The 26,230-nt window shown below is 66.4% G+C and carries 26 protein-coding genes; 12 read left to right on the forward strand and 14 right to left on the reverse strand.

Annotation, left to right across the window (positions count from 1 at the left end; translation table 11 throughout):
* Positions 1-9 precede the first annotated feature (9 nt).
* Positions 10-618: an NAD(P)H-dependent oxidoreductase gene (locus tag AC6CIE_RS04740; RefSeq protein WP_498091389.1), complete on the reverse strand. Its 609-nt coding sequence runs from the start codon at positions 616-618 to the stop codon at positions 10-12.
* 181 nt (positions 619-799) lie between these two features.
* On the opposite strand from AC6CIE_RS04740, the gene AC6CIE_RS04745 reads away from it, so the two are divergent.
* Positions 800-1,753, forward strand: a complete 954-nt coding sequence (locus tag AC6CIE_RS04745) for a cation diffusion facilitator family transporter (protein WP_498091391.1) — start codon at positions 800-802, stop codon at positions 1,751-1,753.
* Between the two features lie 21 nt (positions 1,754-1,774).
* Here AC6CIE_RS04745 and AC6CIE_RS04750 read toward each other — a convergent pair whose 3' ends face one another.
* From AC6CIE_RS04750 to AC6CIE_RS04760, 3 genes are read right to left on the reverse strand one after another with little or no spacing between them, the layout of a single operon-like run.
* Positions 1,775-2,116 carry a hypothetical protein gene (locus AC6CIE_RS04750; protein WP_239212717.1) on the reverse strand — a complete coding sequence of 114 codons (342 nt, stop codon included), beginning with the start codon at positions 2,114-2,116 and terminating at the stop codon, positions 1,775-1,777.
* A gap of 3 nt (positions 2,117-2,119) precedes the next feature.
* The gene (locus AC6CIE_RS04755; protein ID WP_498091393.1) at positions 2,120-4,654 is read right to left on the reverse strand and encodes a cbb3-type cytochrome c oxidase subunit I; all 2,535 of its coding nucleotides are present in this window, start codon (positions 4,652-4,654) and stop codon (positions 2,120-2,122) included.
* A complete protein-coding gene (locus AC6CIE_RS04760) occupies positions 4,651-5,613 on the reverse strand; it encodes a cytochrome c oxidase subunit II (protein WP_218344080.1) in 963 nt (320 codons plus the stop codon). Before AC6CIE_RS04760 ends, AC6CIE_RS04755 begins: the two co-directional genes overlap by 4 nt.
* 171 nt (positions 5,614-5,784) lie before the next feature.
* Between AC6CIE_RS04760 and AC6CIE_RS04765 the strand changes: the two genes are divergently transcribed.
* The 4 genes from AC6CIE_RS04765 to AC6CIE_RS04780 all read left to right on the forward strand — a co-directional run bounded on the left by AC6CIE_RS04765 (position 5,785) and on the right by AC6CIE_RS04780 (position 7,593).
* Positions 5,785-6,210 (forward strand): c-type cytochrome, encoded by a 426-nt coding sequence (locus AC6CIE_RS04765; RefSeq protein WP_498091395.1) that lies wholly within the window; start codon positions 5,785-5,787, stop codon positions 6,208-6,210.
* Positions 6,207-7,055, forward strand: a complete 849-nt coding sequence (locus tag AC6CIE_RS04770) for a c-type cytochrome (protein ID WP_218344078.1) — start codon at positions 6,207-6,209, stop codon at positions 7,053-7,055. The genes AC6CIE_RS04765 and AC6CIE_RS04770 overlap by 4 nt, the downstream gene beginning before the upstream one ends.
* An 83-nt stretch (positions 7,056-7,138) precedes the next feature.
* Positions 7,139-7,399 (forward strand): hypothetical protein, encoded by a 261-nt coding sequence (locus tag AC6CIE_RS04775; protein WP_481146029.1) that lies wholly within the window; start codon positions 7,139-7,141, stop codon positions 7,397-7,399.
* Positions 7,396-7,593 carry a hypothetical protein gene (locus AC6CIE_RS04780; protein WP_175121331.1) on the forward strand — a complete coding sequence of 66 codons (198 nt, stop codon included), beginning with the start codon at positions 7,396-7,398 and terminating at the stop codon, positions 7,591-7,593. The genes AC6CIE_RS04775 and AC6CIE_RS04780 overlap by 4 nt, the downstream gene beginning before the upstream one ends.
* A gap of 46 nt (positions 7,594-7,639) precedes the next feature.
* Here the strand turns inward: AC6CIE_RS04780 and AC6CIE_RS04785 are convergent, their stop codons facing one another.
* The 4 genes from AC6CIE_RS04785 to AC6CIE_RS04800 form a co-directional block, all read right to left on the reverse strand.
* On the reverse strand, positions 7,640-8,116 hold the full coding sequence (locus tag AC6CIE_RS04785; protein ID WP_498091397.1) for a hypothetical protein: 477 nt from the start codon (positions 8,114-8,116) through the stop codon (positions 7,640-7,642).
* A 32-nt stretch (positions 8,117-8,148) separates the two neighbouring features.
* Positions 8,149-9,627, reverse strand: a complete 1,479-nt coding sequence (locus AC6CIE_RS04790) for a PepSY domain-containing protein (RefSeq protein ID WP_498091399.1) — start codon at positions 9,625-9,627, stop codon at positions 8,149-8,151.
* Positions 9,628-9,640: 13 nt separating this feature from the next.
* Positions 9,641-11,752, reverse strand: coding sequence for a TonB-dependent receptor (locus tag AC6CIE_RS04795; protein ID WP_498091401.1), 2,112 nt, complete (start codon positions 11,750-11,752; stop codon positions 9,641-9,643).
* A gap of 180 nt (positions 11,753-11,932) precedes the next feature.
* Positions 11,933-12,337 (reverse strand): DUF2946 family protein, encoded by a 405-nt coding sequence (locus AC6CIE_RS04800; protein ID WP_498091403.1) that lies wholly within the window; start codon positions 12,335-12,337, stop codon positions 11,933-11,935.
* A gap of 124 nt (positions 12,338-12,461) precedes the next feature.
* On the opposite strand from AC6CIE_RS04800, the gene AC6CIE_RS04805 reads away from it, so the two are divergent.
* Positions 12,462-13,169: an acetoacetate decarboxylase family protein gene (locus tag AC6CIE_RS04805; RefSeq protein WP_498091405.1), complete on the forward strand. Its 708-nt coding sequence runs from the start codon at positions 12,462-12,464 to the stop codon at positions 13,167-13,169.
* Between the two features lie 7 nt (positions 13,170-13,176).
* Here the strand turns inward: AC6CIE_RS04805 and AC6CIE_RS04810 are convergent, their stop codons facing one another.
* The 4 genes from AC6CIE_RS04810 to AC6CIE_RS04825 all read right to left on the reverse strand — a co-directional run bounded on the left by AC6CIE_RS04810 (position 13,177) and on the right by AC6CIE_RS04825 (position 18,675).
* Positions 13,177-13,716 (reverse strand): PaaI family thioesterase, encoded by a 540-nt coding sequence (locus AC6CIE_RS04810; protein ID WP_498091407.1) that lies wholly within the window; start codon positions 13,714-13,716, stop codon positions 13,177-13,179.
* A gap of 56 nt (positions 13,717-13,772) precedes the next feature.
* On the reverse strand, positions 13,773-16,877 hold the full coding sequence (locus tag AC6CIE_RS04815) for an efflux RND transporter permease subunit (protein ID WP_498091409.1): 3,105 nt from the start codon (positions 16,875-16,877) through the stop codon (positions 13,773-13,775).
* The gene (locus AC6CIE_RS04820) at positions 16,877-17,983 is read right to left on the reverse strand and encodes an efflux RND transporter periplasmic adaptor subunit (RefSeq protein WP_498091410.1); all 1,107 of its coding nucleotides are present in this window, start codon (positions 17,981-17,983) and stop codon (positions 16,877-16,879) included. The genes AC6CIE_RS04815 and AC6CIE_RS04820 overlap by 1 nt, the downstream gene beginning before the upstream one ends.
* A 74-nt stretch (positions 17,984-18,057) precedes the next feature.
* On the reverse strand, positions 18,058-18,675 hold the full coding sequence (locus tag AC6CIE_RS04825) for a TetR/AcrR family transcriptional regulator (RefSeq protein ID WP_218344067.1): 618 nt from the start codon (positions 18,673-18,675) through the stop codon (positions 18,058-18,060).
* A gap of 89 nt (positions 18,676-18,764) precedes the next feature.
* On the opposite strand from AC6CIE_RS04825, the gene AC6CIE_RS04830 reads away from it, so the two are divergent.
* The 4 genes from AC6CIE_RS04830 to AC6CIE_RS04845 all read left to right on the forward strand — a co-directional run bounded on the left by AC6CIE_RS04830 (position 18,765) and on the right by AC6CIE_RS04845 (position 22,699).
* The gene (locus tag AC6CIE_RS04830; RefSeq protein WP_498091412.1) at positions 18,765-20,219 is read left to right on the forward strand and encodes an efflux transporter outer membrane subunit; all 1,455 of its coding nucleotides are present in this window, start codon (positions 18,765-18,767) and stop codon (positions 20,217-20,219) included.
* A 98-nt stretch (positions 20,220-20,317) separates the two neighbouring features.
* On the forward strand, positions 20,318-20,746 hold the full coding sequence (locus AC6CIE_RS04835) for a DUF2231 domain-containing protein (RefSeq protein WP_498091414.1): 429 nt from the start codon (positions 20,318-20,320) through the stop codon (positions 20,744-20,746).
* Complete coding sequence (locus AC6CIE_RS04840) at positions 20,743-22,065, forward strand: PQQ-dependent sugar dehydrogenase (RefSeq protein WP_239212736.1); 1,323 nt, start codon at positions 20,743-20,745, stop codon at positions 22,063-22,065. The genes AC6CIE_RS04835 and AC6CIE_RS04840 overlap by 4 nt, the downstream gene beginning before the upstream one ends.
* 67 nt (positions 22,066-22,132) lie before the next feature.
* Positions 22,133-22,699: a type 1 glutamine amidotransferase domain-containing protein gene (locus tag AC6CIE_RS04845; RefSeq protein WP_175121343.1), complete on the forward strand. Its 567-nt coding sequence runs from the start codon at positions 22,133-22,135 to the stop codon at positions 22,697-22,699.
* Positions 22,700-22,798: 99 nt separating this feature from the next.
* On the opposite strand, the gene AC6CIE_RS04850 is transcribed toward AC6CIE_RS04845, so the two are convergent.
* Together AC6CIE_RS04850 and AC6CIE_RS04855 are read right to left on the reverse strand one after the other, a co-directional pair.
* Positions 22,799-23,131 carry a cupin domain-containing protein gene (locus tag AC6CIE_RS04850; RefSeq protein ID WP_239212738.1) on the reverse strand — a complete coding sequence of 111 codons (333 nt, stop codon included), beginning with the start codon at positions 23,129-23,131 and terminating at the stop codon, positions 22,799-22,801.
* Between the two features lie 64 nt (positions 23,132-23,195).
* The gene (locus AC6CIE_RS04855; protein WP_498091416.1) at positions 23,196-24,179 is read right to left on the reverse strand and encodes a tripartite tricarboxylate transporter substrate binding protein; all 984 of its coding nucleotides are present in this window, start codon (positions 24,177-24,179) and stop codon (positions 23,196-23,198) included.
* 156 nt (positions 24,180-24,335) lie between these two features.
* On the opposite strand from AC6CIE_RS04855, the gene AC6CIE_RS04860 reads away from it, so the two are divergent.
* Together AC6CIE_RS04860 and AC6CIE_RS04865 are read left to right on the forward strand one after the other, a co-directional pair.
* Positions 24,336-25,220 (forward strand): LysR family transcriptional regulator, encoded by an 885-nt coding sequence (locus AC6CIE_RS04860; RefSeq protein ID WP_175121346.1) that lies wholly within the window; start codon positions 24,336-24,338, stop codon positions 25,218-25,220.
* 36 nt (positions 25,221-25,256) lie between these two features.
* The gene (locus AC6CIE_RS04865) at positions 25,257-26,147 is read left to right on the forward strand and encodes a LysR family transcriptional regulator (RefSeq protein WP_191577425.1); all 891 of its coding nucleotides are present in this window, start codon (positions 25,257-25,259) and stop codon (positions 26,145-26,147) included.
* Positions 26,148-26,230 lie beyond the last annotated feature (83 nt).

A 26,230-nucleotide genomic window follows, 5' to 3' on the forward strand; every position in this document is an offset into this window, starting at 1 on the left:
AGGTCAAGCTCACAACTGCGGGGCAAAGATCCGCTGGCCGATGGCCTGCGCGGCGGTCAGGTGCGCTTCGGGGTATCCGGCGTCGGACGCGACCAGCAGATCGGATGTTGCCACGCGCGCGCCGCAGTAGCCGAAGATGCCGTGATCAATTTGCGTCTTCATCGCGCCGAAATAGCCGTGCCGGGCATAGGTGCGCATATCGGCGCCGCCGCTGGCGACCAGATGCACCTGCAGCCGCTGCAGGCGTTTGACGACCTTGCCGGCGGGCGGGGCGTCGTAGGCCCAGCCATTGGTGAAGACGCGGTCGATCCAGCCCTTCATCAAGGCGGGAAACGACCACCAATGAACGGGATACACCAGCACCAGCGCATCGGCGCGGTCCAGGCGCGCGTGCTCGGCGGTCACGTCCGCGGACGGGTTGGAACGGGTCAGGTGCAGGTCGACGTCGGCCTGAGTAAAGCGCGGGTCGAAGCCTTCGGCGGCCAGATCCGCCACCTCGAAAGAATGCGGCGGCCCTGACCGCGGGCCTGCCTGCGCAACCCCTTGCGCGACATGGTGGGCGATGGCGTGAGTCAGGGACGCCGGGTCGGGATGAGCAACAACGATAAGCGCATGCATGGCGAATTCCTTTGATCGGACGATTTAACCTACGAAAAGTAGTCTACGAATCGTAGCCTACGTTTAGTAGGTAACGCCAGAAGAATCTTCCGCTCCCACAGGTTCCGCTGAACCCAGCCATGCACCGCCCGCGGATCTATACGGTTATCGTGTCGCCAGATCAGTCCCCCACGGAGGAAGCATGACCTCACGAACGGCATTGTTCGACCTGCGCTCGGAGCAGGGCGTGTTGCGGATATCCATCGCGGTCACACTGTGCATCGCCGCCATCGGTATCGGCTTTGGCGTGGCCTCGGGATCGTTTTCCATCGTCTTCGATGGTGTCTATTCGCTGGTCGACGCCAGCATGAGCGCGATGTCGCTGGTTGTCGTGCGGCTGATTACCTCTTACGCCACGTCCTGCCGACTGCCGCGCAAGCTGCGAGAGCGCTTCACGATGGGGTTCTGGCATCTGGAACCCATGGTGCTGGCCCTGAACGGCATTTTGCTCAGCGGCGTGGCGATCTACGCCCTCATCAACGCGATCAGCAGTCTGCTCAAAGGTGGGCGCGATCTGGAGTTTGGCTTGGCGCTCATCTATGCCGTGCTTACGCTGACCGCCTGCGTGGCAATCGCGCTGGCCGAGGCGCGCGCGAACCGGCGGATCCGGTCGGCATTCCTGCACATGGACCTGAAGGGTTGGATCATGTCGGCCAGCATCACGGCCGCGCTGCTGGTGGCGTTCTGCATCGGGTTTGGCGTGCAGGGCACCCGCTGGGAATGGATTTCGCCCTACATCGACCCGGCCGTGCTGGCCGTGGTGTGCGCGGTGATCATCCCCTTGCCGCTGTCGGTCATCCGCCAAGCGTTGTCCGAGATGCTGCTCGTCACGCCGGCCGACCTGAAACGGCACGTGGACTCGGTGGCGCAGGCCTTCGTGCAACGCCATGGCTTCGCGTCGTACCGCGCGTACGTGGCAAAGGTCGGCCGGTCGCAGGAAATCGAGCTGTATTTCATCGTGCCGGCCGACACGCCGGCGCGCGGCATTAAAGCGTGGGACAGCCTGCGTGATGAGATCGGGGAGGCGCTTGGCGCGGACAGCCCGGATCGCTGGCTGACGGTGGTCTTTACGGGTGACCCGGAGTGGGCGGAATAGCGTCAGCGGCGGTGTGTGGTTTCAAAGACACGCCGCCATCAGGAATACCGGCAGCGTTTCCCAGACGACGGCCACGGCCGACAGCCCGCACAGCGCGGCACAAAGCCAGGCGTGAAATGGCGGCGCATGCTGCGCCCGCGCCCGCGCATGCTGGCGCCACGCGGCCAGCGCCATTCCGGCCAGTGCGGCCACGCTACCGGCCACAATGATCCACGACGACACCGGCAGTCCAAGCCACAGGCCGGTCAGCGCCGAACGCGCGCAGGCCAGCGCGTTGACGATGTAGATGAACAGAAAGTGCACCAGCCAGATCAGCGGGCCGGCGATAAGGTACAGCAGTTCTACCGAGAAGCGCGTCTGCATGCCTTACCCCGTCAGCCGCGGAAAGGCGTGCAGCAGCGCCAGCGCGATCAGCCCCTGCGCCACGGTGTAGAACAACATCGCCCGGGTGGTGTCGAACGCCGCGCGGCGCGTGGGGCTGAGCCGTCCGGCAAGCGACCGCGCCACCGTAAAGATGGCCATCACGGCCGAAATTCCGCCAAAGAGCGCCTGCAAGGCCGCGACGGCGTAGGTCGCTGCCGTGTAGGCGGAGGTTTGGGGGCGGAGCCCCGCCTGCCATTGCGCGGTCAGGTCAAGCGCAGGCGCTGCCGTCAGCAACAGCGCCGCGCCTGCGACGCACCAACGCAGCGCGGCTTGCCGGTCCTGCGTCATCAACCGTCCGGCGGCCGCTGCAATGGCGCCGGCCGTCAACAGCATGACGGTCGACAGTATCGGCCACCCGGCCGAGGGTAGCGCGCGGGCAGAGGGCCAGGCCTGCGGATTCGTGGTCCACAGGAACAGATAGCTGAACAGCAACGAGCCAAAAATGCTGGCGCAGACGATCAGCAGCAGCACCATCGCCCACGACGCATGCGACGCGCTGCCCGAACACATCATGGGCAGCCGCAGGCCGCCGCCGATCTCAACCGGGGGGTAATCCGGCCCGGTATCCGCGTCCCACAGCCAGCGCCACAGCGAGACGACGGCCAGCACACCAAAGGCCGCCGCCAGCGGCATCAGCTTGAAGGTCAGCAGCAGGAAGAATCCCGCAGTGCCCACGGCCGCCAGCAGCGGCGACCACGCGGGGCCGGGCAGCGGCAGCACGTAGTCGGGCCGGGCGTCCAGCGCGCTGGTCACCAGCGTGGTGCGCAGGCCAGCCGGCGAATTGGGCAGGTAATGCTGGCCATCGGTGACCTGCCGCGCGAGGCCGGGCTGGTCCCACAACGGCTCGCGGCTGGTGACCGTAGGCACGCTGCGCAGCCCGTAGCTGCCGCTGGGCAGCCACTCCAGCGTGCCGGCTTCCCAGACGTTGCCCGCATTGTTGTCGATGGTCGGCCGGAAGTTGCGCGCCAGATCGATCAGGAAGACGAGCACCCCGGCGGCGATCAGGTAGGCGCCCACGGTCGACAGCAGATTCAGCGGACCCAGGCCCTGGCTCTCGGCGTAGGTGTAGACGCGGCGCGGCATGCCGGCCAGCCCGGTGAAGTGCATCGGAAAGAACGCGACGTTAAAGCCCACGAACATCAGCCAGAAGGCCCAGCGGCCCAGCCGTTCAGACAGCCGCCGCGCGCTGATGAAGGGCGTCCAGTAGTAGAACGCCGCGAATAGCGGGAACACCATCCCGCCGAACAGCACGTAATGCAGGTGCGCAACGACGAAGTAGGTATCGTGCGCCTGCAGGTCGAACGGAATCACGGCCACCATCACGCCCGTCAGCCCGCCGATCACGAACACGAAGAAGAATCCCAGGATGAACAGCGTCGGCGTCTTGAGCGGGCGCAGCCGGACGGCGGCGGCAAGGGTGGCGATCCACGCGAAGATCTGGATGGCGGTCGGGACCGACACCGCCATGCTGGCGGCCGACGCGAAGCTGAGCGACAGCTGCGGAATGCCGGTCGCAAACATGTGGTGCACCCAAAGGCCGAAGCTGAGGAACCCCGTGGACACGACGGCCAGCACCACTAGGCGATAGCCGACCAGCGGCGTGCCGGTCATCGCGGGAATCATCATCGACACCATGCCGGCGGCGGGCAGGAAGATGATGTAGACCTCCGGGTGGCCAAAGAACCAGAACAAATGCTGCCAAAGCAGCGGATCGCCGCCGCGTTTCGCAATGAAGAACGGCATGTCGAAGGCGCGCTCGAGCTCAAGCAGGGCCGTGGCGACGATGACCGCAGGAAACGCAATGATCACCATGCCGCAGAACACCAGCATCACCCAGGCGAACACCGGAATCTTGTCCAGCGTCATGCCGGGCGCGCGCGTGCGCAGGATGCCGACGGCCAGCTCGATGGCGCCCGCAATTGCCGAGATCTCAATGAAGCCGATGCCCAGCAGCCACAGATCGGCGTTCACCGCGGGCGAGTATTGGGTGCTGGTCAGCGGCGGATACATGAACCAGCCGCCATCGGGCGCCAACCCCACGAAGATGCTGCAGAAGAACACCAGCCCGCCGATCGCATAGGCCCAGTAGGCGTAGGCCGACAACCGTGGAAACGGCAGGTCGCGCGCGCCCAGCATGTTGGGCAGCAGCAGCACGGCCACGGCTTCGACGGCCGGCACCGCGAACAGGAACATCATCACCGTGCCGTGCATGGTGAAGAGCTGGTTATAGAGTTCGTGGCCGATCAGGTTGCTGTCTGGCGCAGCCAACTGCGTGCGCATCATCAGCCCCAGGACGCCGGCCAGGATGAAAAAAAGCAGCGCGGTGGCGATGTACAGCAGGCCGATGGACGTGTTGTTCACGACCGTGAGTGCGCGCCATCCGGTGGGACGCTTCCAGGCGCGTTCAAGCTGCTCGAGTTCGCCTTCGGGCCGCGGCAACGCGTTGGGAAGCTCGGTCGGGGATGTCGGGCGCGTCATTTCAGGCCTTCCAGGTAACGGGCCACGGCGCGCAAGTCCTCGCCCGGCCATTGGTCAAAGGACGGCATGCCATTGCCGGGCTTGATCTGCTGGCTGCCGGCGATCCACCCGCCCATCGCGCCCACGTTGTTCGGCAATACGCCCGCCGCAAGGGACGGGCGGCTGCCCACATGGGTGAGGTCCGGTCCCAGCGTGCCGCGTGCCTCTGTTCCGCGCACCGTGTGGCATTGCGCACAGGCCTGATTGAATAGCTCGGCCGCCGGTTTCAGCGCGGCGTCGGGCGCGGCTGCCGGCTGCCGTTGCGCCTGCACCCAGGCGTCGAAGGCCTCGGCGTCCACCGCCTGCACGTCGAACAGCATCTGCGCGTGTTGCGCGCCGCAATATTCGGCGCAGTGGCCGCGAAATGTGCCCGGGGTCCGAGCCAGCGCGCGCATCCGGTTCACGCGGCCGGGGACCATGTCGAGCTTGCCGCCCAGTTCGGGAATCCAGAAGCTGTGGATCACGTTGTCGGACTTGAGCAGGAATTGCACGGGCTTGCCCGTGGGGATGCGGATCTCGTTGGCAGTCTCGAAGATCACGCCGCCGGACGCATCCAGATAGCGCACGCGCCACCACCACAATTCGCCGGTGACTTCGATGCGCGCGGCAAACGATGCAGCGTCCCGGGCCGCCGATGGGGAAGGCGTCAGCACGTAGACGAGCAGGGCGGTCAACGCCACGACGGGAAACGCGATGCCCGCACCGATGATGAGCCCGGGCCGGGACAGCCGGCGGCGCAGCGTCACCGGACCGAACATCGCGAGCGCCAGCAGCGCGGCCACTACGACGAAGATCGCCGCCGCACCCACGTAAAGGACCCAGCCGATCTCGGCGATGCGCGCGGCGTCCTCGCCGCTGGGTTGAGCCGATGCGGCAAAGGGCAACGCGGCGGCGAGCACGATAAGAAGGATTTTCGCCATGTTCTTGTAGTGGATGACCCGGCGCGCGTTGGCCGACAAGGCCGACGGGCCGCCGGCCCGCGAGAGGCATCGTCAGCATCTTTCGTGCCCGCGTCCGCAGCCGAAGCGCAGGCACAGGAGTTGCTGGCAAGTCCAGGTTCTGCGCCAATCAGCGCGATTCAGGAGACGGCATTGCGCCGGCTAGCCCGACCCAACCGCCTGCTACCAGCCCTGGCTGCGATGTTGCTGCTGGGCGCGTGTCAGGAAGACAAGCCGCCGCTCTTTCCTGCGGACGCGGCGGGCGGGTTGCGCGAACGGGCTGACCCAGACCGAGGCCGCCGGTTGATTGCCGAGCACGGCTGCACCGCGTGTCATACCGTGCCCGGCGTCAGCGGTCCGGCGTCCCGCGTCGGGCCGCCGCTGGGCAACATGGCGCGGCAGGCGTACGTTGCCGGTCTGCTGCCCAACACCCCTGAAAATCTGGTGCGCTGGCTGATGGATCCGCCTGCCGTGAATCCCCGTACGGCTATGCCCGACACCGGCCTGCAAAAGGCCGACGCCGAGGACATTGCCGCCTATCTGATGCAGCGCGCGGACCGCAAGGCGAGGGCGCCATGAAGCGCTGGAAGCGCACTGCCGCACTTACGCTCGTTGCCGCTGCCGCCACCGCAGGCGCGGTTGGCGGCGGTGTGGTGTATTTCGGCATGTACGACGTGACGGCCACGTCGCCGCACACCACGCCGGTGCACCACCTGCTGGATGTCGCGTTGACGCGGGCCGTGAAGATGCGGTCAGCGGATATCGTGCCGCCTGAGCTGGACGCCGCCGAGCGCATCCAGAACGGTTCACGTCTGTACCGCGCCCACTGCGCCCAGTGCCACGGCGGGCCGGGGGTGGCGCCGCAGCCCTACGCGCTGGGGCTGAATCCGGCGCCCGCCGCGCTCGTCGCCACCGCACGCGCGCGCACGGCGGCCGAAATTTTCTGGGTCACGCGACAGGGCATCAAGATGACCGGCATGCCGGCGTGGCAGTATCGGCTGACCGACGACGAGATCTGGGACGTGGTGGCGTTTCTGCGCGTGTTGCCGGGCCTGTCCGCCGACGCCTATCGGCGTGGCGGCGATGGACAACCGCCGGAAAAGCCGCAGGCAAACGCGCAGCCGTCGGCCCGTGTGGGAGACGCGCGGGCTGGACGCGATGCGCTGCAACAGTATCTTTGCGTGACGTGCCATGCAATCCCGGGCGTGCCTGGCGCCTGGAACTACGTGGGCCCGGCGCTGGATCAGATGGGCGAGCGGCCGTACATCGCGGGCGTCTTGCCCAATACGCCCGCCAACATGGAGCGATGGCTGCGCAACCCGCCGGCCGTCAAACCGGGCACGGCCATGCCCGACCTGGGCGTCAGCGAACAGGATGCAAGGGATATCGCGGCGTTCCTGCGCACATTGAACGAGGGGCCGTGAAGCGTTTGCCCCGTCATGGGGCGCCGCATGCAGGAACGGCACTTGCTCGCCTACCAATCACCTTGATGCACCGGAGCTTTTCCATGACGCAACCGAAATCCGACAACGCCCGAGAATCCATTCCCGGCCAGCCCGACGTCAACAAAGGCGCGTTGCGCCCGTCCGGCCATGCCACGACGCCGGAGCGGGTGCCCGACGTTGACCACCCGCCGCGCGCGCGCAGCCATGACCAGCCGGGCTTCGATCAGGCCGTGGCGCAGGAAGAAGCCGAGGCGCGAACCGGCACGCTGCCTGGCAGCAACGACACGCGTCCCGCGCCGGATCGCGACGAGGAAGAGAAATGATCGTCGAAGTCTTTCAACGCGCGGATGGCCACTGGGGCTTTCGGGGCATCGCCTTGCTGGGCGTCCAGGAGGATGCCGGGTCGTATCCGACGCGCGACGACGCCGCGGCTGCGGCCCGCGTCGCTTACCCGGGCGAGACGATCTCCGAGGTCGATGCCTCGATGGACACCCCGCCGCAGCCACACTCGGACTGACGCCGCGCCAATAACGTGGGCCCGCGTCCGTACCGCGCGCCCCGCGTCAATATCGCCCGGCGGCCAGCATGTCGTGCAGATATCCGTCCGCGTCTGGCCGTTCGGTAAGCATGTGCCGCACCCACGCGTCGCGTTCATGCGCGATCACGGCCAGTTCCCACACACAAGCCAGCGCGGGCGCGTTGACCGGCGCAAACGCGTCCGGCCGGGCCAACGGTGCGGAGAGCATGCGCTGGCACACGATGCCGCCGGAGATCCACCAGTCCACGAGCAGCCACACGGCCTCCTCGCCTACGTGCGCAATGCAGTAGCCAAGACCATGGGAGCGCGGACCGCCAGCGTGTTCGTCCAGGACGTCGCGCACGGCGGCGCGGACTGACGCGTTGACGGGATCGGACAGGATCGGACCCGCAGCGGTCGGGTCTCGATGGATGCCGTACGCCTTGATCGAATGACCTGCCTCGCGCCACACGCCCAGCGTGGCAATGCGGCGGGGGGAATAGGGTTCTGGAGGAAGCGTCATCTCGTACGTTGCGGTGGGAAGATTGCGCAATTCTACTGGCGCCCGCGCGACCAGCCCAGCCGCCGCGCGCCCAGCACGATGCCGGTGGCGGACACGGCCAGGCCGCCGAGGCTCAAGAGGATAAGCGCCAGGTCCCGGCCCACCCCGGCATTCAGCAGGGCGGGGGTGTCCCAGCTATGCAGGAAGTAAAAGAGCCAGCGCCCGACCCGTTGCGCGCGGGGCAGGCTCAGCGCCACCTCGCCCGTGCGCAGGTCCACGTAGACGCGGTCACCGGCCGGGGTGTCGAAATCCATTCGCAGGACTGGCAGGCCCCGTGGTGCGCCGCCGTTCATTGCTTCGGCGTGGCGCGCGTAGTAATAGGCGTCGTAGTGATCGAGCAACGTCGCCTGAACGGCCGCGCCGGGAAACAACGCGCGCGCGGCGTCAAGCACCGCATCAGGCTGCCACATCGACTGCACCAGCAATGCACCATCCTCCCGGCGAACGATGCGGCTGCCGGCCGTCGCGTCGCGGGCCAGCACGTACGGCTGGCCTGCCATCCGCCGCCATTCGAGCTGAACCGGTTCAAAGCCCGCGGCGTGCAACGCCTGTAATACCGGCTGCGGGTCCGCAATCGGCGCGGCGAGCTGCGCACCCGCCATGGCTTGCCGGTCGGGGCCGGGATCGGAGCCGGCGAATAGCCCGCCCGGGTTCATCGACATCAGCCCGCTGAAGATCCACGTGCAGACAAACGCGCTGAAGGCGAGACCGATGATGTGGTGCCAGCGCATCCAGGCCTCACGGTAGGGCGTGCGCGCGCCCGTCTTGTAGCGGCCGCGAAAGCGCCAGCGCCAGACGCCGACGACCGTGCCGCTGACAGCCAGCACGGTGCAGACGGCCGACAGTGCGATCACCATCCAGCTCCACACCGGATCGACGGAGCGGTCGCGCGCCATGTACAGCCAGTGCAGCCACGCGCCGACGTAGTTCCAGCGCTGTTGCGCGATCGGCGCGTCCAGCACGACGTCGCCCGTCGCCGAAGACACATACAGCGTGCCCGGCGCGTCGCCTTCCATGTTCACCTTGTGCAGGGGGCGATGGCGGTCCAGCCCGCGCGAATGCGTCCAGCGGTCCTCGTCGATCAGGCCCGCATACCGGGCCGTGCCCGCAGGCCAGAACGCGTGCGCCGCGGCCACGGCCATGTCCGCTGTCACGACGCCGTCAGGCCGGCCGGTGCGCGCGGACCAGGCGCGCGGGCCGTCCGGGGTTGGGACGATGTAGGTCGGCTCGCCGCGCACCGACGTCAGAACGGCAAGCGCGCCGCCGGGCCGCGCTGCGTCCATCGGCAGATACGCGTCTGCGGCCAGCACAGGCAGGCTGGCAAACCGCTCTTCGGGCGTCAGCTTCGGGTAGCCGACATACAGCATGACGATGCCGCTGAGAAACCACACCAGCATCAGCAGGCAGCCGCCAACCCCCAGCCAGCGATGGGCCAGGTAGGTCAGCCTGCGCAGGCGCGCCTTGGCGTCCATGGTCGCGCCCGCCTCAGAAGCGGTGGTTCAACGTCAGTTCGAACCGGCGGCTCGGCCCATACATCCATTGCGTGTTGGTGTAGTAGGCCGTGGTGAAGTACGCGCGATCAAAAACGTTGAAACCCCGGGCCGTGATGGCGGTGTCCTTGTTCACGTCCCAGCGCAGCGCCAGGTCGGTCGTGGTGTAGGACGGCAGTTCGATGGTGTTGGCGCTGTCCGCATAGCGCTTGCCCACGTAGCGCATCCCACCCATCGCGGTCCAGCCCGGGTGGAAGTTCCAGCTTAGCCACAGATTCGCCAGGCGTTGCGGCACGTTGGGCGGCACATTGCCCGCGCGCGACACGACCGCCCCGCCCACCGATTCGGAGAAATCGTCGTACTTGGCCCGCAGCACGGTGGCATTGGCGTCGATCGTCCAGCCGGGCGCAACCGCCAGCGACAGCGACGTTTCCAGGCCGCGGGACGATTGTTCGCCGACCTGCACCCGCAGGCTCGGGTCGTCGGCGTCGCGCGACAGCAGATTGGTCTTGCGGATTTCGTACGCCGCCAGCGTCCACTCGCCGCGTCCGTCCATGAAGTTCTGCTTCAGGCCGACCTCGATCTGCTTGCCGCGCGACAGGTCGAACGACGCGTTGGACGGGCTGATCATCAGCAGCCCGCTGACCGGATCGGCGGCCTGCGCGTACTGCGCGTAGACGGCCAGATCCGGCGTCACGTCGTACACGGTGCCCATGCGCCAGCCCACGTCGGAAAACGTCTTGGACAAGGCGCGCTGATCGGTGACCAGGTCGTCGCGCGTGACCTTCGCGTGGTCGTAGCGCAGGCCGCCGATGATCGACCACTTGCTGGTCAACGCCAGGCGGTCTTCCATGAATAAGGCAAACTGATCGGCCTTGTTGCGGTAACGCGGAATGAACGGCACGTCGCTCTGGTAGTGGCCGTGATCCGGGTCATACGGATCCACCGGCCCCGAACTGCCTGTGTACGTGTTGTTGATGTGCTTGAACGTGGCGTGGTTGACGTCAAAGCCCACCGATACCGTGTTCTCCAGGCCGGCCAGCGTGCCTTTGAAGACGGCGCTGGTGGTCAGGCCGGTCTGGGTCTGGTCATGCGTGATCTGCGTGTTGTCAGATCGGTCGATCAGGCTGGTTGCGGGGTTGTATACGTAGCGCTCGGCGTTGCGCCAGTCGCGGTCGCTCTGCACGTGATAAAGGCGTGCCCGCACGGTGGTGGCGTCGTTCGGCGTCCAGACGGTGTCCAGCTGGGTCCACTGGTCGCGAAAGCGCATGAAGCTGTCGGCGACGTTGTAGTTCTGCTTGCGCACGGCGTCGTCCTGCTCGCCGTTGATCATCGGGGTGCCAAAGTACCGCATCGGGCGCTGGTAGCCGTAGGCGTAACTCAACGTCATGTTCAGGTCCGGCGTGGCGTCCCAGCGCAACGCGCCCGAAAACGTCGCATCGCCCGACTCGCCGCGGTCGACATAACCATCCGTGTAGTTGCCGCTGACATCCAGGCGATACGACAAGGTGTCGCTCAGCGCGCCGCCGCTGCCCAGTCCCAGCCGCGCCGTATCCTGCGTGCCGATCGTGGCCTGCACTTCGTTCTGGATCGGCCCGCGGGTGGGGCGCTTGGGGATCACGTTGACGACGCCGCCGATCGCGCCGTCGCCATAGATGACGGACGCGGGTCCGCGCAGCACCTCGATGCGCTCGACCGACCACGTGTCGAACGGAAACGTCAGGCCGACGCCGCCATATTGGCGCAGTCCGTCGTACAGCCGCATGACCGACGTGCTGTCGGTGAAGCCGCGCACCGACAGGGCGCTATTGCCGTTGCCAGGGTGGGGCGCGGCCGAGAAACCGGGCGCGCGGGTAATCGCTTCGATCACGCTGGCGTCGCCGCGGGACTCGATCTGTTCCCGCGAAATGATGTCGACGCTGGCGGGCGTCTGCATGGGCGTGAGGCCGAGGTTGGAGCCGGTGGACGCCTCGGTGGTAAGCGCCGTCTCGGATCCGCCGACCACGGTGATGGGGGCGAGGGTGGCGGGAGCGGTCTGGGCGGCGGCGTTGAAAGCGGCCAGGATCAGCGTCGTGCCGAGGCACGCGTGCGTACGAACGATGGTCAAGATGACCCCTCTTCTTTTGTCTTCGACTGAATCTGCCGCCGGCCTGAAGGCCGGTCGGCAAAGCGCGGGCGAAGAGGGGATGGCCGTGCAGGCAGCGCCGATGCGATGGCGCCATGAAGCTGGTCTACGGGGTTCCCGCTCTTCGCTGCCGTGCGCGGCGTCAGGCGCGCGCGCGGCGGATCAGGAAGACAGGGAAGGCGGGGCGCGTGACCCCAGCGGCGGCCCAAGGGCCGGCAGCGGCGGCGTGGCGCGGTGGACGGGAATCTCGGGCGCGGCGTAGGCGGCGCGCGCCGACAACACAGGTGCGAGCCCGGTGTCCGGCAGAATCGCGTGCGCGGCGAGGGCGCCGAAGGCGCAGGCCTCCGCGGCACCGTGCTTGGCGTCCGGCTCGGCCGGCAGGTCGAACGTCACGTTCATCGTGCCGCCGGCTTCGCACAGCGTCAGCATCAGCGAGGTCGTGGACGGCCCCGCCATGTAGCCGGTCGGGATGAAAGCGCGCAGCACAAAGGCGGCCATTGCCAGGCAGACGAGCAAACGCCAAGGCAGGCCGCGGGGCTGAAACGCAGAGTCCCGATGAGTCGACATGGGCGGGATTCTATTACAGAACCTCACGCATTCTGTCCGAATGGAAACGCATGCGGCGTTCGGTCGCAGGGCGCTTACTATCGATCGGGTGTGTGCATTGGAAACCCGACAGGAGTTCGCCAGGATGATGCCCCCATCGAACGACAGCCCGACCGGCACGCCGGATGGCAGGACGCAGTCAGGCTTCCCGTCTCCTTATCCGCAGGCCCCCTGGAAACTGCACGGCCATGCACTCCTGAGTGCATGGCGGGTGCCGCTGGCCGATCTGCCGCAGCAGGCGCCCGGTGATGCCCGTGTGGTCACGTTGGGACGCCATGCCATCTGCACCACGGTCTGGACCGCTTACGAGCCGGGCGGCACGCTCGCCTACAACGAGCTGCTCTTTGCGACGGCGGTGCGTCACGCGGGATTGCTGGCGCCCGCGTGCACGGTTGGGCCGATCTGGGTGGACGACGAGGCGGCCGCAGAAGGTGGCCGCAAGCTGTGGGGCATCCCGAAGCGCATCGGCGATTTCGAGCCGCTGCCCGCCTTGGGCGGGCCAGGTGAGCCGGCCGCGTTGGCGCAAGCGTCGCTCGTCGCGGAAGGCCGGCCCGCCGCCAGCGTGCAATTCCGACCCGGCCTGCGCGTTGCCTTGCCGCTACGTTTCGCGGTCTGGACGGTCCAGGACGGACCGGCAGGGCTGATCCGCACGCGCTGCACGCTGCGAGGAACGCTGCGTTTCGGGACCGCGCACTGGCGCATGGCCGAAGCGGGTCCGCTGGGATTTCTGGCACGGCGGCAACCGGTGGCCAGCGCATGGTTGGAACGGATGTCGGTGTCGTTCGGGGTGTAGCCGTGCGCTATGCACGCCGGTCGAACACCACGCACGTGGTGGTGGCGTGCGCATATAGCTTGCCGTTCTCGTCCTCCACCCGCGCCTGCGCGGTGGCGATCTGCTTGCCGCTATGTATCAGCGTGGCGGCGGCGCGAAGCGGGCCACTGGATGGCGCCGCCGCACGCACGATGTTGACACTGAGTTCGACCGTCGTGTAGCCACTGCCTTCCGGAAGCGCACTTTGGATCGCGCAACCCAATGCCGAATCCAGCAGCGTCGAGAACCAGCCGCCGTGGACGGTGCCGAACGGATTGCAATGCCGCCGTTCGGGGATGCCAAGGAACACGGCCCAGCCCGAGTCCGCTTCCACCAACGTCATGTTCGCGGTGTCGTTCATGGGCGGGTAGGGCAGCTCGCCGGCCATCATTGCGTGCAGGATCTGCAAGCCTGTCATGCCTGCGATCTGATCCGGACTGGCGATATCGGGCTTGCCCCCGCCCGTGCGCAGCCTCGCGAGTGCAGCCTGGTGCTGGGCCGTCCAGCACGTCTGTTGATTTCTGTACATACGACCCCTCGTTGTGAAGCCCCGGCGGGCGAGTGCCACGCCGCAGGCGGCGTGAATCAACCCGTCGTTACCCGGGCCGCAACAGGTTGGGAAGCGTCCTGCGCGACGTCTGGCCGGATCTTGAACCAGATGGCGTACATGGCGGGCAGGAAGACCAGCGTGATGATCGTGCCGGCGAACGTGCCGCCGATCAGGGTGTAGGCCAGCGTTCCCCAGAACACCGAGTGCGTCAACGGGATGAAAGCCAGTATCGCGGCCAGGGCAGTCAGGATCACTGGCCGCGCCCGCTGCACCGTCGCTTCGACCACCGCGTCGTAGGGCGTCAGGCCTTCCTGTTCGTTATGGTGGATCTGGCCGATCAGAATCAGCGTGTTGCGCATCAGGATGCCGGACAGGGCAATCAGCCCGACCAGCGCGTTGATGCCGAACGGCTGCTGGAACAGGAGCAGTGTCGGCACAACACCGATCAGGCCGAGCGGGCTGGTCGCAAAAACCATCACCATGGCGGCGATGGATCGCACCTGCAGGATGATGATCAGCAGGGTGATGGCAATCATGATCGGAAACAGCGGCAGCATGGCAGTGCTTGCCTTCCCAGATTCCTCGATGGAGCCGGCCTGTTCGATGCGATATCCCGCCGGCAGGTCGTTGATGACCGGTTGCAGTTGCTTGAAGATCGCGGCGGAAACGTCAGGCGGCTGAAGGCCTTCCGCGATGTCGCCGCGCACCGTAATGGTCGGCGTGCGGTCACGGCGCCGCAGGATCGGATCCTCCATTCGCACATCCACCGTGCCAACCTGCGACAGCGGCACGCGTTGGCCGTCGGCCCCGACCAGCGTCAGGCCGGCGATCTTGGCTGGATCCAGGCGGACGTCACCGGCCGCGCGGCCGACCACTTCAACCGAGCGGATGTCCTCGCGAACGTTGGTGAGGGGTACGCCACTCAACAGGAACTGCAACTGTAGGGCGACCGAGCTGGAGGTCAGTCCCACCGCCTGAAGCCGGTCCTGGTCCAGCGTAAAGTGCAGAGCGGGAACCCGCGCGCCCCAATCGGTGTTTACGGTGCGCATCATGGGATCGGCGTGCATGATCGACTGGACGCGCGCGGCAATCGCGCGCAACTGGCCGGCATCAGGCCCCATGACGCGATAGGCCACCGGGAACGGCGAGGGCGGTCCGAACACGATCTGAGTGACGCGGACCTGCGCCTGCGGCGCCAGGCCGTCGGCGATGGCCTGGCGAAGCCGGAACTTGAGCGCTTCACGTTCCTTGTCGTTGCCCGTCAGCACGACGATCTTGGCGAATGACGGGTCCGGCAGCTCGGGCGCCATGGCCAGAAAGAAGCGCGGCGCGCCTTGTCCGATGTACGCGGTGACGATCCTGGCTTCCGCCTGCTTGGCCAGCCACGCTTCGACTGTCGCAGCGGCCTCGCTGGTTTGTTCAATGGACGTGCCGTACGGCATCTGCACTTCAACGAGCACCTCGGGCCGATCCGAAGTGGGAAAGAACTGTTTGTTGACCAGGCCCATGCCAACCACGGCCAGCGCAAAGACCGCGACCACCGTGCCCGCCACCAGCCATTTGCGGCCGATGACGTGCCCCAGCAGACGCCGGAACCGGTTGTAGTGGCGGGTGTCGTAGATGGCGTGGTGTCCGCCTTCGACCTTCTTGATGTCCGGCAGCATCTTCACGCCCAGATACGGCGTGAAGAACACCGCCACCACCCAGGACGCGATCAGCGCAATGCCGACGATCCAGAACATGTTGCTGGTGTACTCGCCCGCGGTGGAACGCGCGAAACCGTTCGGCATGAAACCAACCGCGGTGACGAGCGTGCCGGACAGCATGGGGGCGGCCGTGTGACTCCACGCATACGCCGACGCTGCGATCCGGCTGTAGCCTTCTTCCATCTTGACCACCATCATTTCGATGGCAATGATGGCGTCGTCCACCAGCAGGCCGAGCGCCAGGATCAGCGAGCCAAGCGTGATGCGGTCGAAATTCTTGCCCGAGGCCGCCATGATCACGAACACCGCCGCAAGGGTCAGGGGCACGGCGGCGGCCACGACGATCCCGACGCGCCACCCCATGCTGACAAAGCACACCAGCATCACGACAAGCAGTGCGACGAAGAACTTGACCATGAACTCGTCCACCGCCGCGCTGATGTTCACGGCCTGGTCGGTGACCTTGGTCAGGCTCATCCCGAGCGGCAATGCGGTGTTGATCTTGCCGACCTCCTGCTCGAGCGCGCTGCCCAGATCCAGCCCATTCCATTCGTCGCGCATGACCACGCCCAAAAGCAGCGCGGGCTCGCCGTTATTTCGCACCAGAAACGTGGCCGGGTCTTCATACCCGCGTTCCACGGTCGCCACGTCGGCAAGCTTCAGCGTGCGTCCCCGGGCGGTGATGGGCGTCTGGCGAATCTTGTCCAGGCTGTCGAACGCGCCGTCCACGCGCAGGAACACCTGGGGACCCTTGGTCTCGATCGACCCGGCAGGCGTCAGGACGTTCTGCGCGTTGAGTGCGGCAAAAATGGCCTGTGGATCGACGCCGAGCGTAGCCAGGCGGTCATGGGAGAACGACACGAAGATGCGCTCGGGCTGCTCGCCGATGATGTTCACTTTCTTGACGCCCGGCACGTGCAGCAGTTGCTGGCGCAGCGCTTCGGCATCGCGGGCGAGCAGACGCTGGGGCTCGCCTTTTGCCTTGAGCGCGTACAGGGCAAACGTGACGTCCGCGTACTCGTCATTGACCATGGGCCCGACTACGCCGGGCGGCAGACGTCCGGCTTCGTCGGCAAGCTTCTTGCGCGCCTGATAGAACTCTTCCTGCACCGCCTGGGGCGGTGTGCTGTCCAGCAGCGACACCATGGTGAATGCCAGGCCGGGCCGCGTGAAGGTTTCGGTCCGGTCGTACCACCGCAACTCCTGCAGCCGCTTCTCCAGCGGTTCGGCGACCTGGTCCTGCATCTCCTGTGCGGTCGCCCCGGGCCATGCGGTGACGACGGTCATCTGCTTGATGGTGAAGGGCGGATCTTCAGCACGGCCCAATTGGAAGAACGCGAGGATTCCGGCGACAGAGACGAGAAGAATAAGGAACAGCGTGATCGAGCGCTCGCGCACGGCGAGCGCAGACAGATTGAAGCGGCCTTCGCTCATCAACGCGCTCCCACGAGGTCGGCAGCGTTCTGCGCCCCGAGCCTGACCGGCTCGCCTTCATGCAGCAGATGCGCGCCCAGGGACACGACACGTTCGCCGGCCTTGAGGTCGCCGGCGACACGCGCTACATCGTCGCTCAGGCCGTGGATCTGGACGTGCCGCCGCGCCACCTGGGCCGGGGCGCCATCCACCACCACCCAGACGCCCGGGCCGGCGCCGGTGTCGAAGACCGCGCCTATCGGCACCTGCAGCAGGGGCGTGCCGTCCGGCGACTGCGGAATGTCGATCGTGACGGTGGCCCCCAACGGGGCGCGGGCCAGCGCGCCTTCCAGCACATACCTGGCCTCGAACGTCCGCGTGACCCGATCCGCCGCATCCGACAGTTGCCGCAGCGTGGCCGGGGCGGGGGACTGGCGGTCCCCGTACAGCATTGCCCGGGCGGCGGAGCCCACGGATGGCCGTAGTGTTTCGGGAAGGTGGACGATGGCTTCGCGCTGGCCGGCGCGCGCCAGCCGCACGACGGATTGCCCGGCGGCAACGACCTGTCCGGGTTCGGCCAGCGTGTCCACGACGACGCCGTCCGCGTCCGCCACCAGCACCGCATAGCTCGACGCGTTTTTCGCGACGTCGGCCCGCGCTTCGGCCGCCTTCAGGTCGGCACGCGCCGTGTCGGCCGCGGCCTTGATCTGCGCATAGGCCGAAGCGGACACGGCGCCTTCTGCCACCAGGCCGCGATAGCGGGCATCGTCGTCGACCGCCTGTTTTGCGCGCGCACGCGCCGAGGCCACGGCTTCAATCTGCGCACGGGCCTGCAGGCCCAGATCTTCCGGATCCAGCCGCATGAGCGGCTGGCCGCGGGTCACCGATTGACCGATGTCTACCAGTCGCTCCAGCACTTTCCCGGACACGCGGAATCCCAGGTCGCTTTGAACGCGCGCCGCCACGACCCCCGAAAAGGAGCGTGCGGGCGCGGATGCGGTTTGCGCCACGCCGACTCTGACAAGGGGCGGGTCGACGCGGGGATCTGACGGGGGGCTATCGCCGCATGCCGCAAGGGCGACAGGCAACAGGCAGAGGGCAAAGGGGGCAAGCGGACGCCGAAGCATGGGAGACCATCCTCACAAAGAAGGTCCCCATTTTATACAAGTGACCAATAAGGTCAATGGTCACAAAAGAAAATTTACGGCGCCAGACTACGCAGGATCAGGTTCGACAACTGCACCGTGGCTTCCGCGCCATTGGCCAGGTTGTGCTGCAGGAGCAAAGGATTGATGTACGGCCGCATGACGAGATAGATGGCGTCGGCCGTTTCATCGAGGGGCGTCTTGCGTTCGAAGTCGCCGGCTTCCCGACCTTCGCGGATTACCTGCAGGATGAGGCCCTTGATGTGCGCCTCATAGGCTTGCGCGGAAGGCCACGACTCGCTGGCCGAGGTTCGCGCAATGTCGTACAGCTTGCTGTCGTGGAAGAAGAGCTGGCTGCCGGCTTCCACCAGGGCCTTGAACATGCGCCGCAGCCGGTCCGGCGCGGACCGCGCGTCGGCGATGGCCGCGTCGACGGCCACCATGATCGTGTTCAGGCGGTTGGCGCAGATGACCTCGCCGATCGCCTGCTTGGAGTCGAAGAACTTGTAGATATAGGCCTTGGAGAATCCGATGGCCTTGGCCAGGTCCGAGACGGTGGTCTTGTCGAAACCGTACAGGCCGAAGTATTCGGTGGCGGCTTCGACGATCTGATCGCGGACGTCGTGATCGGAGGGGCCTCGCGGCTGAAGGGCGGGGGATGTTGCTTTCGTCATGGGTGCAGCTTAACCCGGCGCACTTTTGTTGACAACGAGTGACCAAAACGTATTATAGTCACCCAAAATTAATAGCCTGAAGGATTCCCATGCTCGCCCGTCATTCCTTTGTCTTGCTCTGCGCCGGCGTGCTGGCCGGGTGCGCGGCAGGCCCTGATTACCACCGGCCGGAGGCGCCGCTTCCCAGCCACTACTCGCAGGCCCCCGGCCGGCAAGCCGGATCCGGGGCCGTGCAAGGCCTCGATACGTGGTGGCGCCAGTTTGACGACCCGATGCTGGCGCGATACGTGTCGTTGGCAATCGCGCAGAACCTGGACCTGGCGCAGGCGGCGGCGCGCGTGACGCAGGCGCGTGCGGGGCTGGGCGCGGCCAACGCGGCCTTGCTGCCGTCGGCTTCGGTGCGCGGCCTGGTTGCGCGGTCGCATCAGTCGCGTGAGACGCCACTGGGGCAAGTGGCCAGCACGATGCCTGGTTACGACCGCTGGGGCAACCAGTACGAAGCCAATCTTGAGGCCAGCTGGGAAATCGATCTGTTCGGCGGCCTGCGGCGTGGCCGTGAGGCGGCCATCGCCGATTTTCAGGCCTCGGAAGCGGCAGCGATGGCCACGCAGCTCGCGGTGGCCGCGCAAACCGCGGACACATACATTGTGATCCGCAGCCTCCAGGCGCGTTTGGACATCGCACAGCGGCAGGTCAGAACGCAGCAGGATCTTGTCGCCAAGGTCGCGCTGCTGCACGAACGCGGGCTGGCTGCGCAATACCAGGTGCGTCAGGCGGATGGCGCGCTGTCGCAAGTACAGGCAACCGTTCCGGTGTTGCAGAGTGGGCTTGATGCGGCCATGAACGCCTTGGACGTCATGCTGGGGGCCGCGCCCGGCACGCATCACGCCGAACTGGCGGCGCACGCGCCGATACCTGCCGCGCCTCGGATCGAGGAAATGGGCGCTCCCGCGGATCTGCTCCAGCGCCGGCCCGATCTGATCGCGGCCGAACGCCGGCTGGCGGCCGCCAACGCCCGTATCGGCGAGGCCATCTCCGAGTTCTACCCGAAGTTCTCGTTGAGCGGCTTGCTGGGCAGCGCCACGGCCGTGTCCAGCGGGAATCTGTTCTCCGCCGGCGCAAGCCAGTCCGCGGGCGTGTTGGGACTGCGTTGGCGGCTGTTCGACTTTGGCCGCATCAACGCGCAGATCGACGGGGCAAAGGGCCAAGAGGCCGAGGCGCTGGCGGCATATCGCCTGGCTGTCCTGCATGCCACGGAAGATGTCGAGAACGCGTTTTCCGCACTGATCAACCGTGCTGAACAGTCGGCGGTGCTGACCCGCGGCGAAGAAGCGCTGACGCAGGCGCGAGCGTCGTCGTTTGCGGCCTACAAGCGCGGCGCCGCCAGTCTGGTCGACGTGCTGTATGCGGACGCCTCGCTCCTGCAGGCTTCTGACGACCGGGCGCAGGCCGAAGCGGAAACCGCTCGCGCAGCGGTGGCGGCATACAAGGCGCTGGGCGGAGGCTGGCGTCCGGACGCACCGACGCAGATCGCCACGCGCTGAACCGAAGCGCGCGGGCCTCGACCCGGACACAGGAACACGACTTGCTGCGCTGCGCTTCTCGGGCATCTGCTCGGGCCCGCAACTCACGAGGCGATCCAGTGACCCAACTCATCGAAAATCGGTACGCCCTTACCGTGCGCCCCATGCCGGCGGTATTCCTGGCCGGGATGTTTCCCTTGTTTCTCGGCACGGCACTCGCGGATGCTGCCTATGCGCAGACTTTTCACATCCAATGGAACAATTTCGCGTCCTGGCTGCTGGTCGGCGGACTGCTGTTTGGCGCGATTGCGCTGCTGTTTGCCATCGTGGACCTGTTCAGGGCTACGCAGCGCGCGCGCGGAATCGTTCCTTATGCCGTCGTGCTGCTGGCGGCCTGGCTGGTAGGCCTGTTCAATGCGTTTATGCACGCCCGCGACGCTTGGGCAAGCATGCCCACCGCACTGATTCTGTCTGCAGTCGGCACCGTGCTGGCACTTGTGGCGCTCTGGCTGGGCTTCCGCACCCCGCACATCAGGGGGCCGCTATGAATCACCTACGACTGATTGCCGGAATTCCGTTGCTGGTGATGGCAGGGGTGTGCAGCGCGCAGGCGGGAGGCCAATATGGACCTTCGCCTGATCTGCCCAAGCCCGAACGCGGCCTGCTGCCCGATATGGTCATTGCCAAGCCTGCCCCGTGGGGCGATAAGGTGCCGACCGTGCCCGAGGGCTACAAGATTTCGGCCATCGCCACGGATCTGAAGATTCCCCGGCAGACGCTCGTGCTGCCCAATGGCGACATCCTGGTGGCCGAGGGGCGCGGCGGCAGCGCGCCCGACCTCAAGCCCAAAGACGTGATCGCGGCCGTCATCAAGGCCCGCGGCACCAGCCCGGTCAAGGGCGGCAACCGCCTGACGCTGCTGCGCGACCCGGAAGGCGATGGCACCTACGAGGCCTCTGTCTTTGCCGAGAATCTCAACGCGCCTTACGGGCTGGCGCTGGTCGGGAACCAACTGTATGTCGCCAATCAGGACGCATTGGTGCGGTTCGACTATCAGCCTGGGCAGACCAAGGCTAGCGGGCCGCCCGAAGTCGTCACGCCGCTGCCGTCGGAGATCAACCATCACTGGACGAAGGCGCTGACCGCCAGCGCCGATGGGCAGTATCTGTACGTGGGCATCGGCTCGAACAGCAACATCACCGAACGCGGTATGACGGCTGAAGCCGATCGCGCGCGGATCTGGCGCGTGAATGCCAGCACGGGTGAATACAAGACGTATGCGACCGGTCTGCGCAACCCGACCGCGCTCACGATCCAGCCCGACACCGGGCAACTGTGGGCCGTGGTCAACGAGCGCGACGAAATCGGTCCGGACCTGGTGCCCGACTATCTGACCACGGTCAAGGAAGGCGCCTTCTACGGCTGGCCTTATAGCTATTGGGGCAAGAACGTGGATGATCGCGTCCGGCCGCAGGATCCCGCAAAGGTCGCGTCGGCCATCGCGCCGGATTACGCCTTGGGCTCGCACGTCGCGGCGCTTGGCGTCGATTTCTCAGACGCTTCGATGGGGGATCGTTTTGCCAACGGCGTCTTCGTCGGCGAGCACGGAAGCTGGAACCGCAAGGACCCCGTTGGGTACAAGGTGGTCTTCGTGCCGTTCACGGACGGCCGGCCCTCTGGCCCACCTGTGGACTTCGTCGCAGGCTTTCGCGACAGCGACGGCACGACGCGCGGCCGTCCGGTTGGCGTGACGGTAGATCCGAAGGGCGCGCTTATCGTGGCCGACGATCTGTCGAACACGATATGGCGAGTTACCCCGGCGCAGCCGGCGCAGCCGCCCAAGCCGGTCGCTGCGGCGCGGCCCTGACAAATCATCCCCCAGGCCTCCCGCGCGACGCATCGCATCGTCGGGAGGCCACGCAACAGGAGCACACATGGCAACACTTCAAGACGTCAACATCGCCATTCTGGCCGTCGATGGATTCGAGCAGGTCGAACTCACTGGCCCGCGTCACCGTCTGCACGAGGAGGGCGCGCGTACGGTGCTCGTGTCCGCCCGCACCGATCCGATCCAGGGCTTTCATCACGACAAGCCGGGCGACCGGTTTCCGGTGGATCTGACCTTTCTGCAGGCCGCCTCCGAGCCGGAGGTCTTTGACGCCTTGCTGTTGCCCGGCGGCGTGGTCAATGCCGATGAAATCCGCATGCAGCCCAAGGCGCAGGAGCTGGTGCGCGCTTGCTTTGACGCGGGCAAGCCGGTCGCCGTCATTTGCCACGGCGCCTGGCTGCTGATTTCCGCCGGCGTGGTCAAGGGTCGCAAGATGACCAGTTGGCCATCGCTGCAGGACGACCTGCGCAATGCGGGGGTTGAGTGGGTGGATGAAGAGGCCGTCGTCGACGGCGTATTGGTGTCCAGCCGCAAGCCCGATGATATTCCCGCGTTCAACGAGGCCTTCATCGGTGTGCTGCGCAAAGCTGTCGAAGGGCGTGATCGCAAATAGGCTGGCCTGGCGAGCGCGCGGGGTTAACAGAAGGCGCATCGGGAGGCGCCTCGAAAGGGGCCCTCGAAGCCGCCCCATAAGCTGCCCCGGCGGATGACGCTACGTACGCTTCAAAGCAACAGTCACCAGTACCGACGCGTTCTCCAGCGCAAAAAGCGAATGCGGCGCTCGGCCGGGCAGGTACATCAGGCGGCCGGCGTCCAGGACATGCGTGGCGCCGCCGGTCGAGACCTCCACGCTGCCCTCCAGGCATTGAAGGGTGATTTCGCCCTCGACGTCATGCGAGGGCATTGTCTTGCCCGCCAGCAGCACCAGCCGCATGACCTCCAGATCCTCGGACTTGAAAAGCGCCACCGACTGCTTCTGCGCAAGCGCCGCGCCATAGGGCTTCAGATCGATGACCTGTCCGGGATCCGCGTGTTTCAGGGCCATGATGACTTCCTTCGCTGGGAGATGGATGGACCCACGATACCCCGGGCGAGCGCAGCGCGGCCGATCAGTTGATCTTGATGCCGCGTTCCTTGACCAGGTCCTTCCATTGCGCCGTTTCCTTGGCCAGGTGGTCGCGCAGTGCGTCTGGCGTGCTGCCGATGGACTCGGCCCCGATCGAATCGAGCGTCGCTTTCACCTTGGGATCTGCCAACGCGGCGCGCATGGCATCGTTCAGCTTGGCCACCACATCCGGTGGCGTGCCCGCAGGCGCGAAGGCGGCGAACCAGGGCATCAGCTCATAGCCTGGCACGCCCGCTTCCTGCAGGGTCGGCACGTCGGGCAGGGCGGCCGAGCGCTTGGTGGTGGTGACGCCCAACGCACGCAGCTTGCCGGTGGCGATGTGCGGTTTGGCGGACGTGATGCTGTCGAACATGTAGTCCACCTGCCCGCCCAACAGGTCCGCGACGGCCGGGCCGCTGCCCTTGTACGGCACGTGCAGCATGTCCACGCCCGTCATCGATACGAACATTTCACCGGCCAGATGGATCGACGTGCCGACCCCGGCGGAGGCGTACGTGTAGTGCTTGGGCTGCGCCTTTGCCTTGGCGATCACGTCCTGCACGCTCGTCGCGCCGGTGCGTTCAGGATTGGTGACCAGCACGTTCGGCACCACGGCCAGCAGCGAGATCGGCGCGAAGTCCTTGATGGGGTCGTAATTCAGGTCTTGGTACAGCGCGGGATTCACGGCCATGCCGTTCGCCACGATCAGGATGGTGTAGCCGTCCGGCTTGGCGCGCGCCACGGCCGCCGCGCCGATATTGCCGCCCGCGCCCGCGCGGTTTTCCACTATGAACGACGTATTCAGCTGCTTGCCCATGGATTCGCCCAGCGTGCGCGCGATGCTGTCCATGGCGCCGCCCGGCGGGAAGGGCACGATCCACTTCACCGGGTGGTCGGGATAGACATCGGCGTGCGCCGCCGCGCCAGCCAGTAGCGACGCGGCAAGCAAGGCGCGGGCGAAGGGTTTGAAGGCGGGGCGCAGGCGCATGAAAGTCTCCGTGTTCTTGATTTATGGGCGGCGATGCGGAACCGATTCATACTCTGGCCGGCCGCGCTTGAACGATGGAGGCAGTATCGCTTGCCTTTTTCTAAGGCGTCCAAGACTATATGGGTTTCAATTGATACCTTCAGGGTCTTAATCGTCATGGAACTCAGGCACTTGCGCTATTTCCAGGCCGTGGCCGAGGCCGGCAGTTTCACGCAGGCGGCCGCGCGGCTGCACATCGCGCAGCCGCCGCTCAGCCGCCAGATCAAGCAACTGGAGGAAGAATTGGGCGTGCTCCTGTTCGAACGCACCACGCGCGCCCTACGCCTGACCGAGGCTGGCCGCTTTCTGCTCGAGCAATCGCGCCTGTTGACCGCGCGGCTGGATGAAGTGCTGGAAGGCACGCGCCGGCTGGGTCAAACGGAGCGCCGCTGGTTCGGCATCGGCTTCGTGCCGTCCACGCTGTACGGCTTCGTACCGGAACTGATCCGGTTGCTGCGCAGCGCGGACGAGCGGGTCGAAGTGGGCCTGATGGAAATGAACACGCTGCCGCAGCTCGAAGCGCTGAAGGCAGGCCGCATCGACCTGGGTATCGGCCGCATCCTGCTGGACGACCCGGCGATCGAACGCCGCGTGCTGATGACCGAACCCTTGATGGCCGCCGTGCCGCTGCATCACCCGCTGGCGGGCCAGGGCAGCGTCTCGGTCGACCGGCTGGCGCGCGAGCCCTTCGTCCTGTATCCGGCGCGGCCGCGGCCCAACTACGCGGATCACGTGCTGGGACTCTTTCGCGCCGCCGGCCATTCGCTGCAGGTCGCGCAAGAGGCCAACGAGCTGCAGACCGCCATCGGGCTGGTTGCGGCGGGGCTGGGCGTCACGGTCGTGCCCGCGTCCGTGCAGCGCCTGCAACGCCAGGACGTGGCGCATGTGCGGATCGAAGCCGACGCGTTTGTGTCGCCCGTGATCGTCAGTTATCGCAAGGATGATGCGTCGGTGTTCCTGGCGCGGGCGCTGGAACTGGCGGGGGAGCTTGCAAAGGGGTAGGGGCCCGAATCCTGTACGCCACTGTATATTGCCCCCATGAAAAAGCTAGACATCCCAGCGTTGGAAATCTTCGTCGCGGCCGTCGAGGAGAAGAGCCTGTCCAAAGCGGCCGAACGGGAAAACCTGGTGACGTCCGCCGCCAGCAAGCGCGTGGCCGAACTGGAGCGCCACCTGGGACGCACGCTCCTGCACCGCCATGGACGCGGCGTCGAGCCTACGTCGGCGGGCGCCTTGTTGTATCAGCGGGCGAAGGCCATTCTTCGCAGCGTGCAACTGACCGAGCAGGCCATCAACGGCTATTCGCTTAATGGCCAGGCCAAGATCCGGCTGGCGTCAAATCCCTCGACCATCCTGCAGTTCCTGCCCGGCGTGATGGGCCGGTTCCTGGCGGGGCGCAGCGATGTCAGCGTAGATTTGCTGGAAGGCCACAGCTACGACATTCCGCGCATGGTGTCTGAGGCTTCGGTGGACATTGGCATTTATCACGCCGATCATCCGGTGCCCGGCGTGGCCTCGTTTCCGTTCCGGCGCGATCGCGTGGGGCTGGTGGTGCCAGTGGGGCACGCGCTCGCGGACCGCGCCGAACTGTATCTGGAAGAGGCGCTCGACTACGACTTGCTCGGTTACTTCCCGCGCCATTCGCTCGACCAGTTCCTGGCGTATGCCGGGCAGACGCTATCGCGGCCGCCCAACGTGAAGCTGCAGGTGTCGAACTTTGAGACGCGCTGCCGCATGATCCGCGAGGGACTGGGCATCGGTGTGGTGCCGGAAGGTATCGCGCGGCACTATCTGGCCTCCATGGGCCTCGTCCTGCTGCGGTTGCGCGATGACTGGGCGGAGCGCCAGTTCTATGTGTGCGTTCGCGACACAAGTCAGCTGGCGAGACCCGTGGACGAACTGCTGAAGGCGTTGACACAGGCGGAATAAACGGTCGCCTGGCGTCTTGCCGACGCAATGCAGTGCACTGCCTGTCGCCACAGGCAACGCAAAATGACGGCCACGCGCGCATT

The organism is Achromobacter sp. GQ309, from assembly GCF_059759315.1.

Bases quoted from the DNA above. Each gene is read 5' to 3' on its own strand.
- AC6CIE_RS04785 (WP_498091397.1), bottom strand. From the start codon at position 8,116: ATGACGCTTCCTCCAGAACCCTATTCCCCCCGCCGCATTGCCACGCTG.
- AC6CIE_RS04810 (WP_498091407.1), bottom strand. From the start codon at position 13,716: ATGTACAGAAATCAACAGACGTGCTGGACGGCCCAGCACCAGGCTGCA.
- AC6CIE_RS04840 (WP_239212736.1), top strand. From the start codon at position 20,743: ATGAATCACCTACGACTGATTGCCGGAATTCCGTTGCTGGTGATGGCA.
- AC6CIE_RS04825 (WP_218344067.1), bottom strand. From the start codon at position 18,675: ATGACGAAAGCAACATCCCCCGCCCTTCAGCCGCGAGGCCCCTCCGAT.
- AC6CIE_RS04855 (WP_498091416.1), bottom strand. From the start codon at position 24,179: ATGCGCCTGCGCCCCGCCTTCAAACCCTTCGCCCGCGCCTTGCTTGCC.
- AC6CIE_RS04820 (WP_498091410.1), bottom strand. From the start codon at position 17,983: ATGCTTCGGCGTCCGCTTGCCCCCTTTGCCCTCTGCCTGTTGCCTGTC.
- AC6CIE_RS04760 (WP_218344080.1), bottom strand. From the start codon at position 5,613: ATGGCGAAAATCCTTCTTATCGTGCTCGCCGCCGCGTTGCCCTTTGCC.
- AC6CIE_RS04815 (WP_498091409.1), bottom strand. From the start codon at position 16,877: ATGAGCGAAGGCCGCTTCAATCTGTCTGCGCTCGCCGTGCGCGAGCGC.
- AC6CIE_RS04770 (WP_218344078.1), top strand. From the start codon at position 6,207: ATGAAGCGCTGGAAGCGCACTGCCGCACTTACGCTCGTTGCCGCTGCC.
- AC6CIE_RS04755 (WP_498091393.1), bottom strand. From the start codon at position 4,654: ATGACGCGCCCGACATCCCCGACCGAGCTTCCCAACGCGTTGCCGCGG.
- AC6CIE_RS04860 (WP_175121346.1), top strand. From the start codon at position 24,336: ATGGAACTCAGGCACTTGCGCTATTTCCAGGCCGTGGCCGAGGCCGGC.
- AC6CIE_RS04745 (WP_498091391.1), top strand. From the start codon at position 800: ATGACCTCACGAACGGCATTGTTCGACCTGCGCTCGGAGCAGGGCGTG.
- AC6CIE_RS04740 (WP_498091389.1), bottom strand. From the start codon at position 618: ATGCATGCGCTTATCGTTGTTGCTCATCCCGACCCGGCGTCCCTGACT.
- AC6CIE_RS04780 (WP_175121331.1), top strand. From the start codon at position 7,396: ATGATCGTCGAAGTCTTTCAACGCGCGGATGGCCACTGGGGCTTTCGG.
- AC6CIE_RS04750 (WP_239212717.1), bottom strand. From the start codon at position 2,116: ATGCAGACGCGCTTCTCGGTAGAACTGCTGTACCTTATCGCCGGCCCG.
- AC6CIE_RS04805 (WP_498091405.1), top strand. From the start codon at position 12,462: ATGATGCCCCCATCGAACGACAGCCCGACCGGCACGCCGGATGGCAGG.
- AC6CIE_RS04865 (WP_191577425.1), top strand. From the start codon at position 25,257: ATGAAAAAGCTAGACATCCCAGCGTTGGAAATCTTCGTCGCGGCCGTC.
- AC6CIE_RS04830 (WP_498091412.1), top strand. From the start codon at position 18,765: ATGCTCGCCCGTCATTCCTTTGTCTTGCTCTGCGCCGGCGTGCTGGCC.
- AC6CIE_RS04775 (WP_481146029.1), top strand. From the start codon at position 7,139: ATGACGCAACCGAAATCCGACAACGCCCGAGAATCCATTCCCGGCCAG.
- AC6CIE_RS04845 (WP_175121343.1), top strand. From the start codon at position 22,133: ATGGCAACACTTCAAGACGTCAACATCGCCATTCTGGCCGTCGATGGA.
- AC6CIE_RS04790 (WP_498091399.1), bottom strand. From the start codon at position 9,627: ATGGACGCCAAGGCGCGCCTGCGCAGGCTGACCTACCTGGCCCATCGC.
- AC6CIE_RS04850 (WP_239212738.1), bottom strand. From the start codon at position 23,131: ATGGCCCTGAAACACGCGGATCCCGGACAGGTCATCGATCTGAAGCCC.
- AC6CIE_RS04800 (WP_498091403.1), bottom strand. From the start codon at position 12,337: ATGTCGACTCATCGGGACTCTGCGTTTCAGCCCCGCGGCCTGCCTTGG.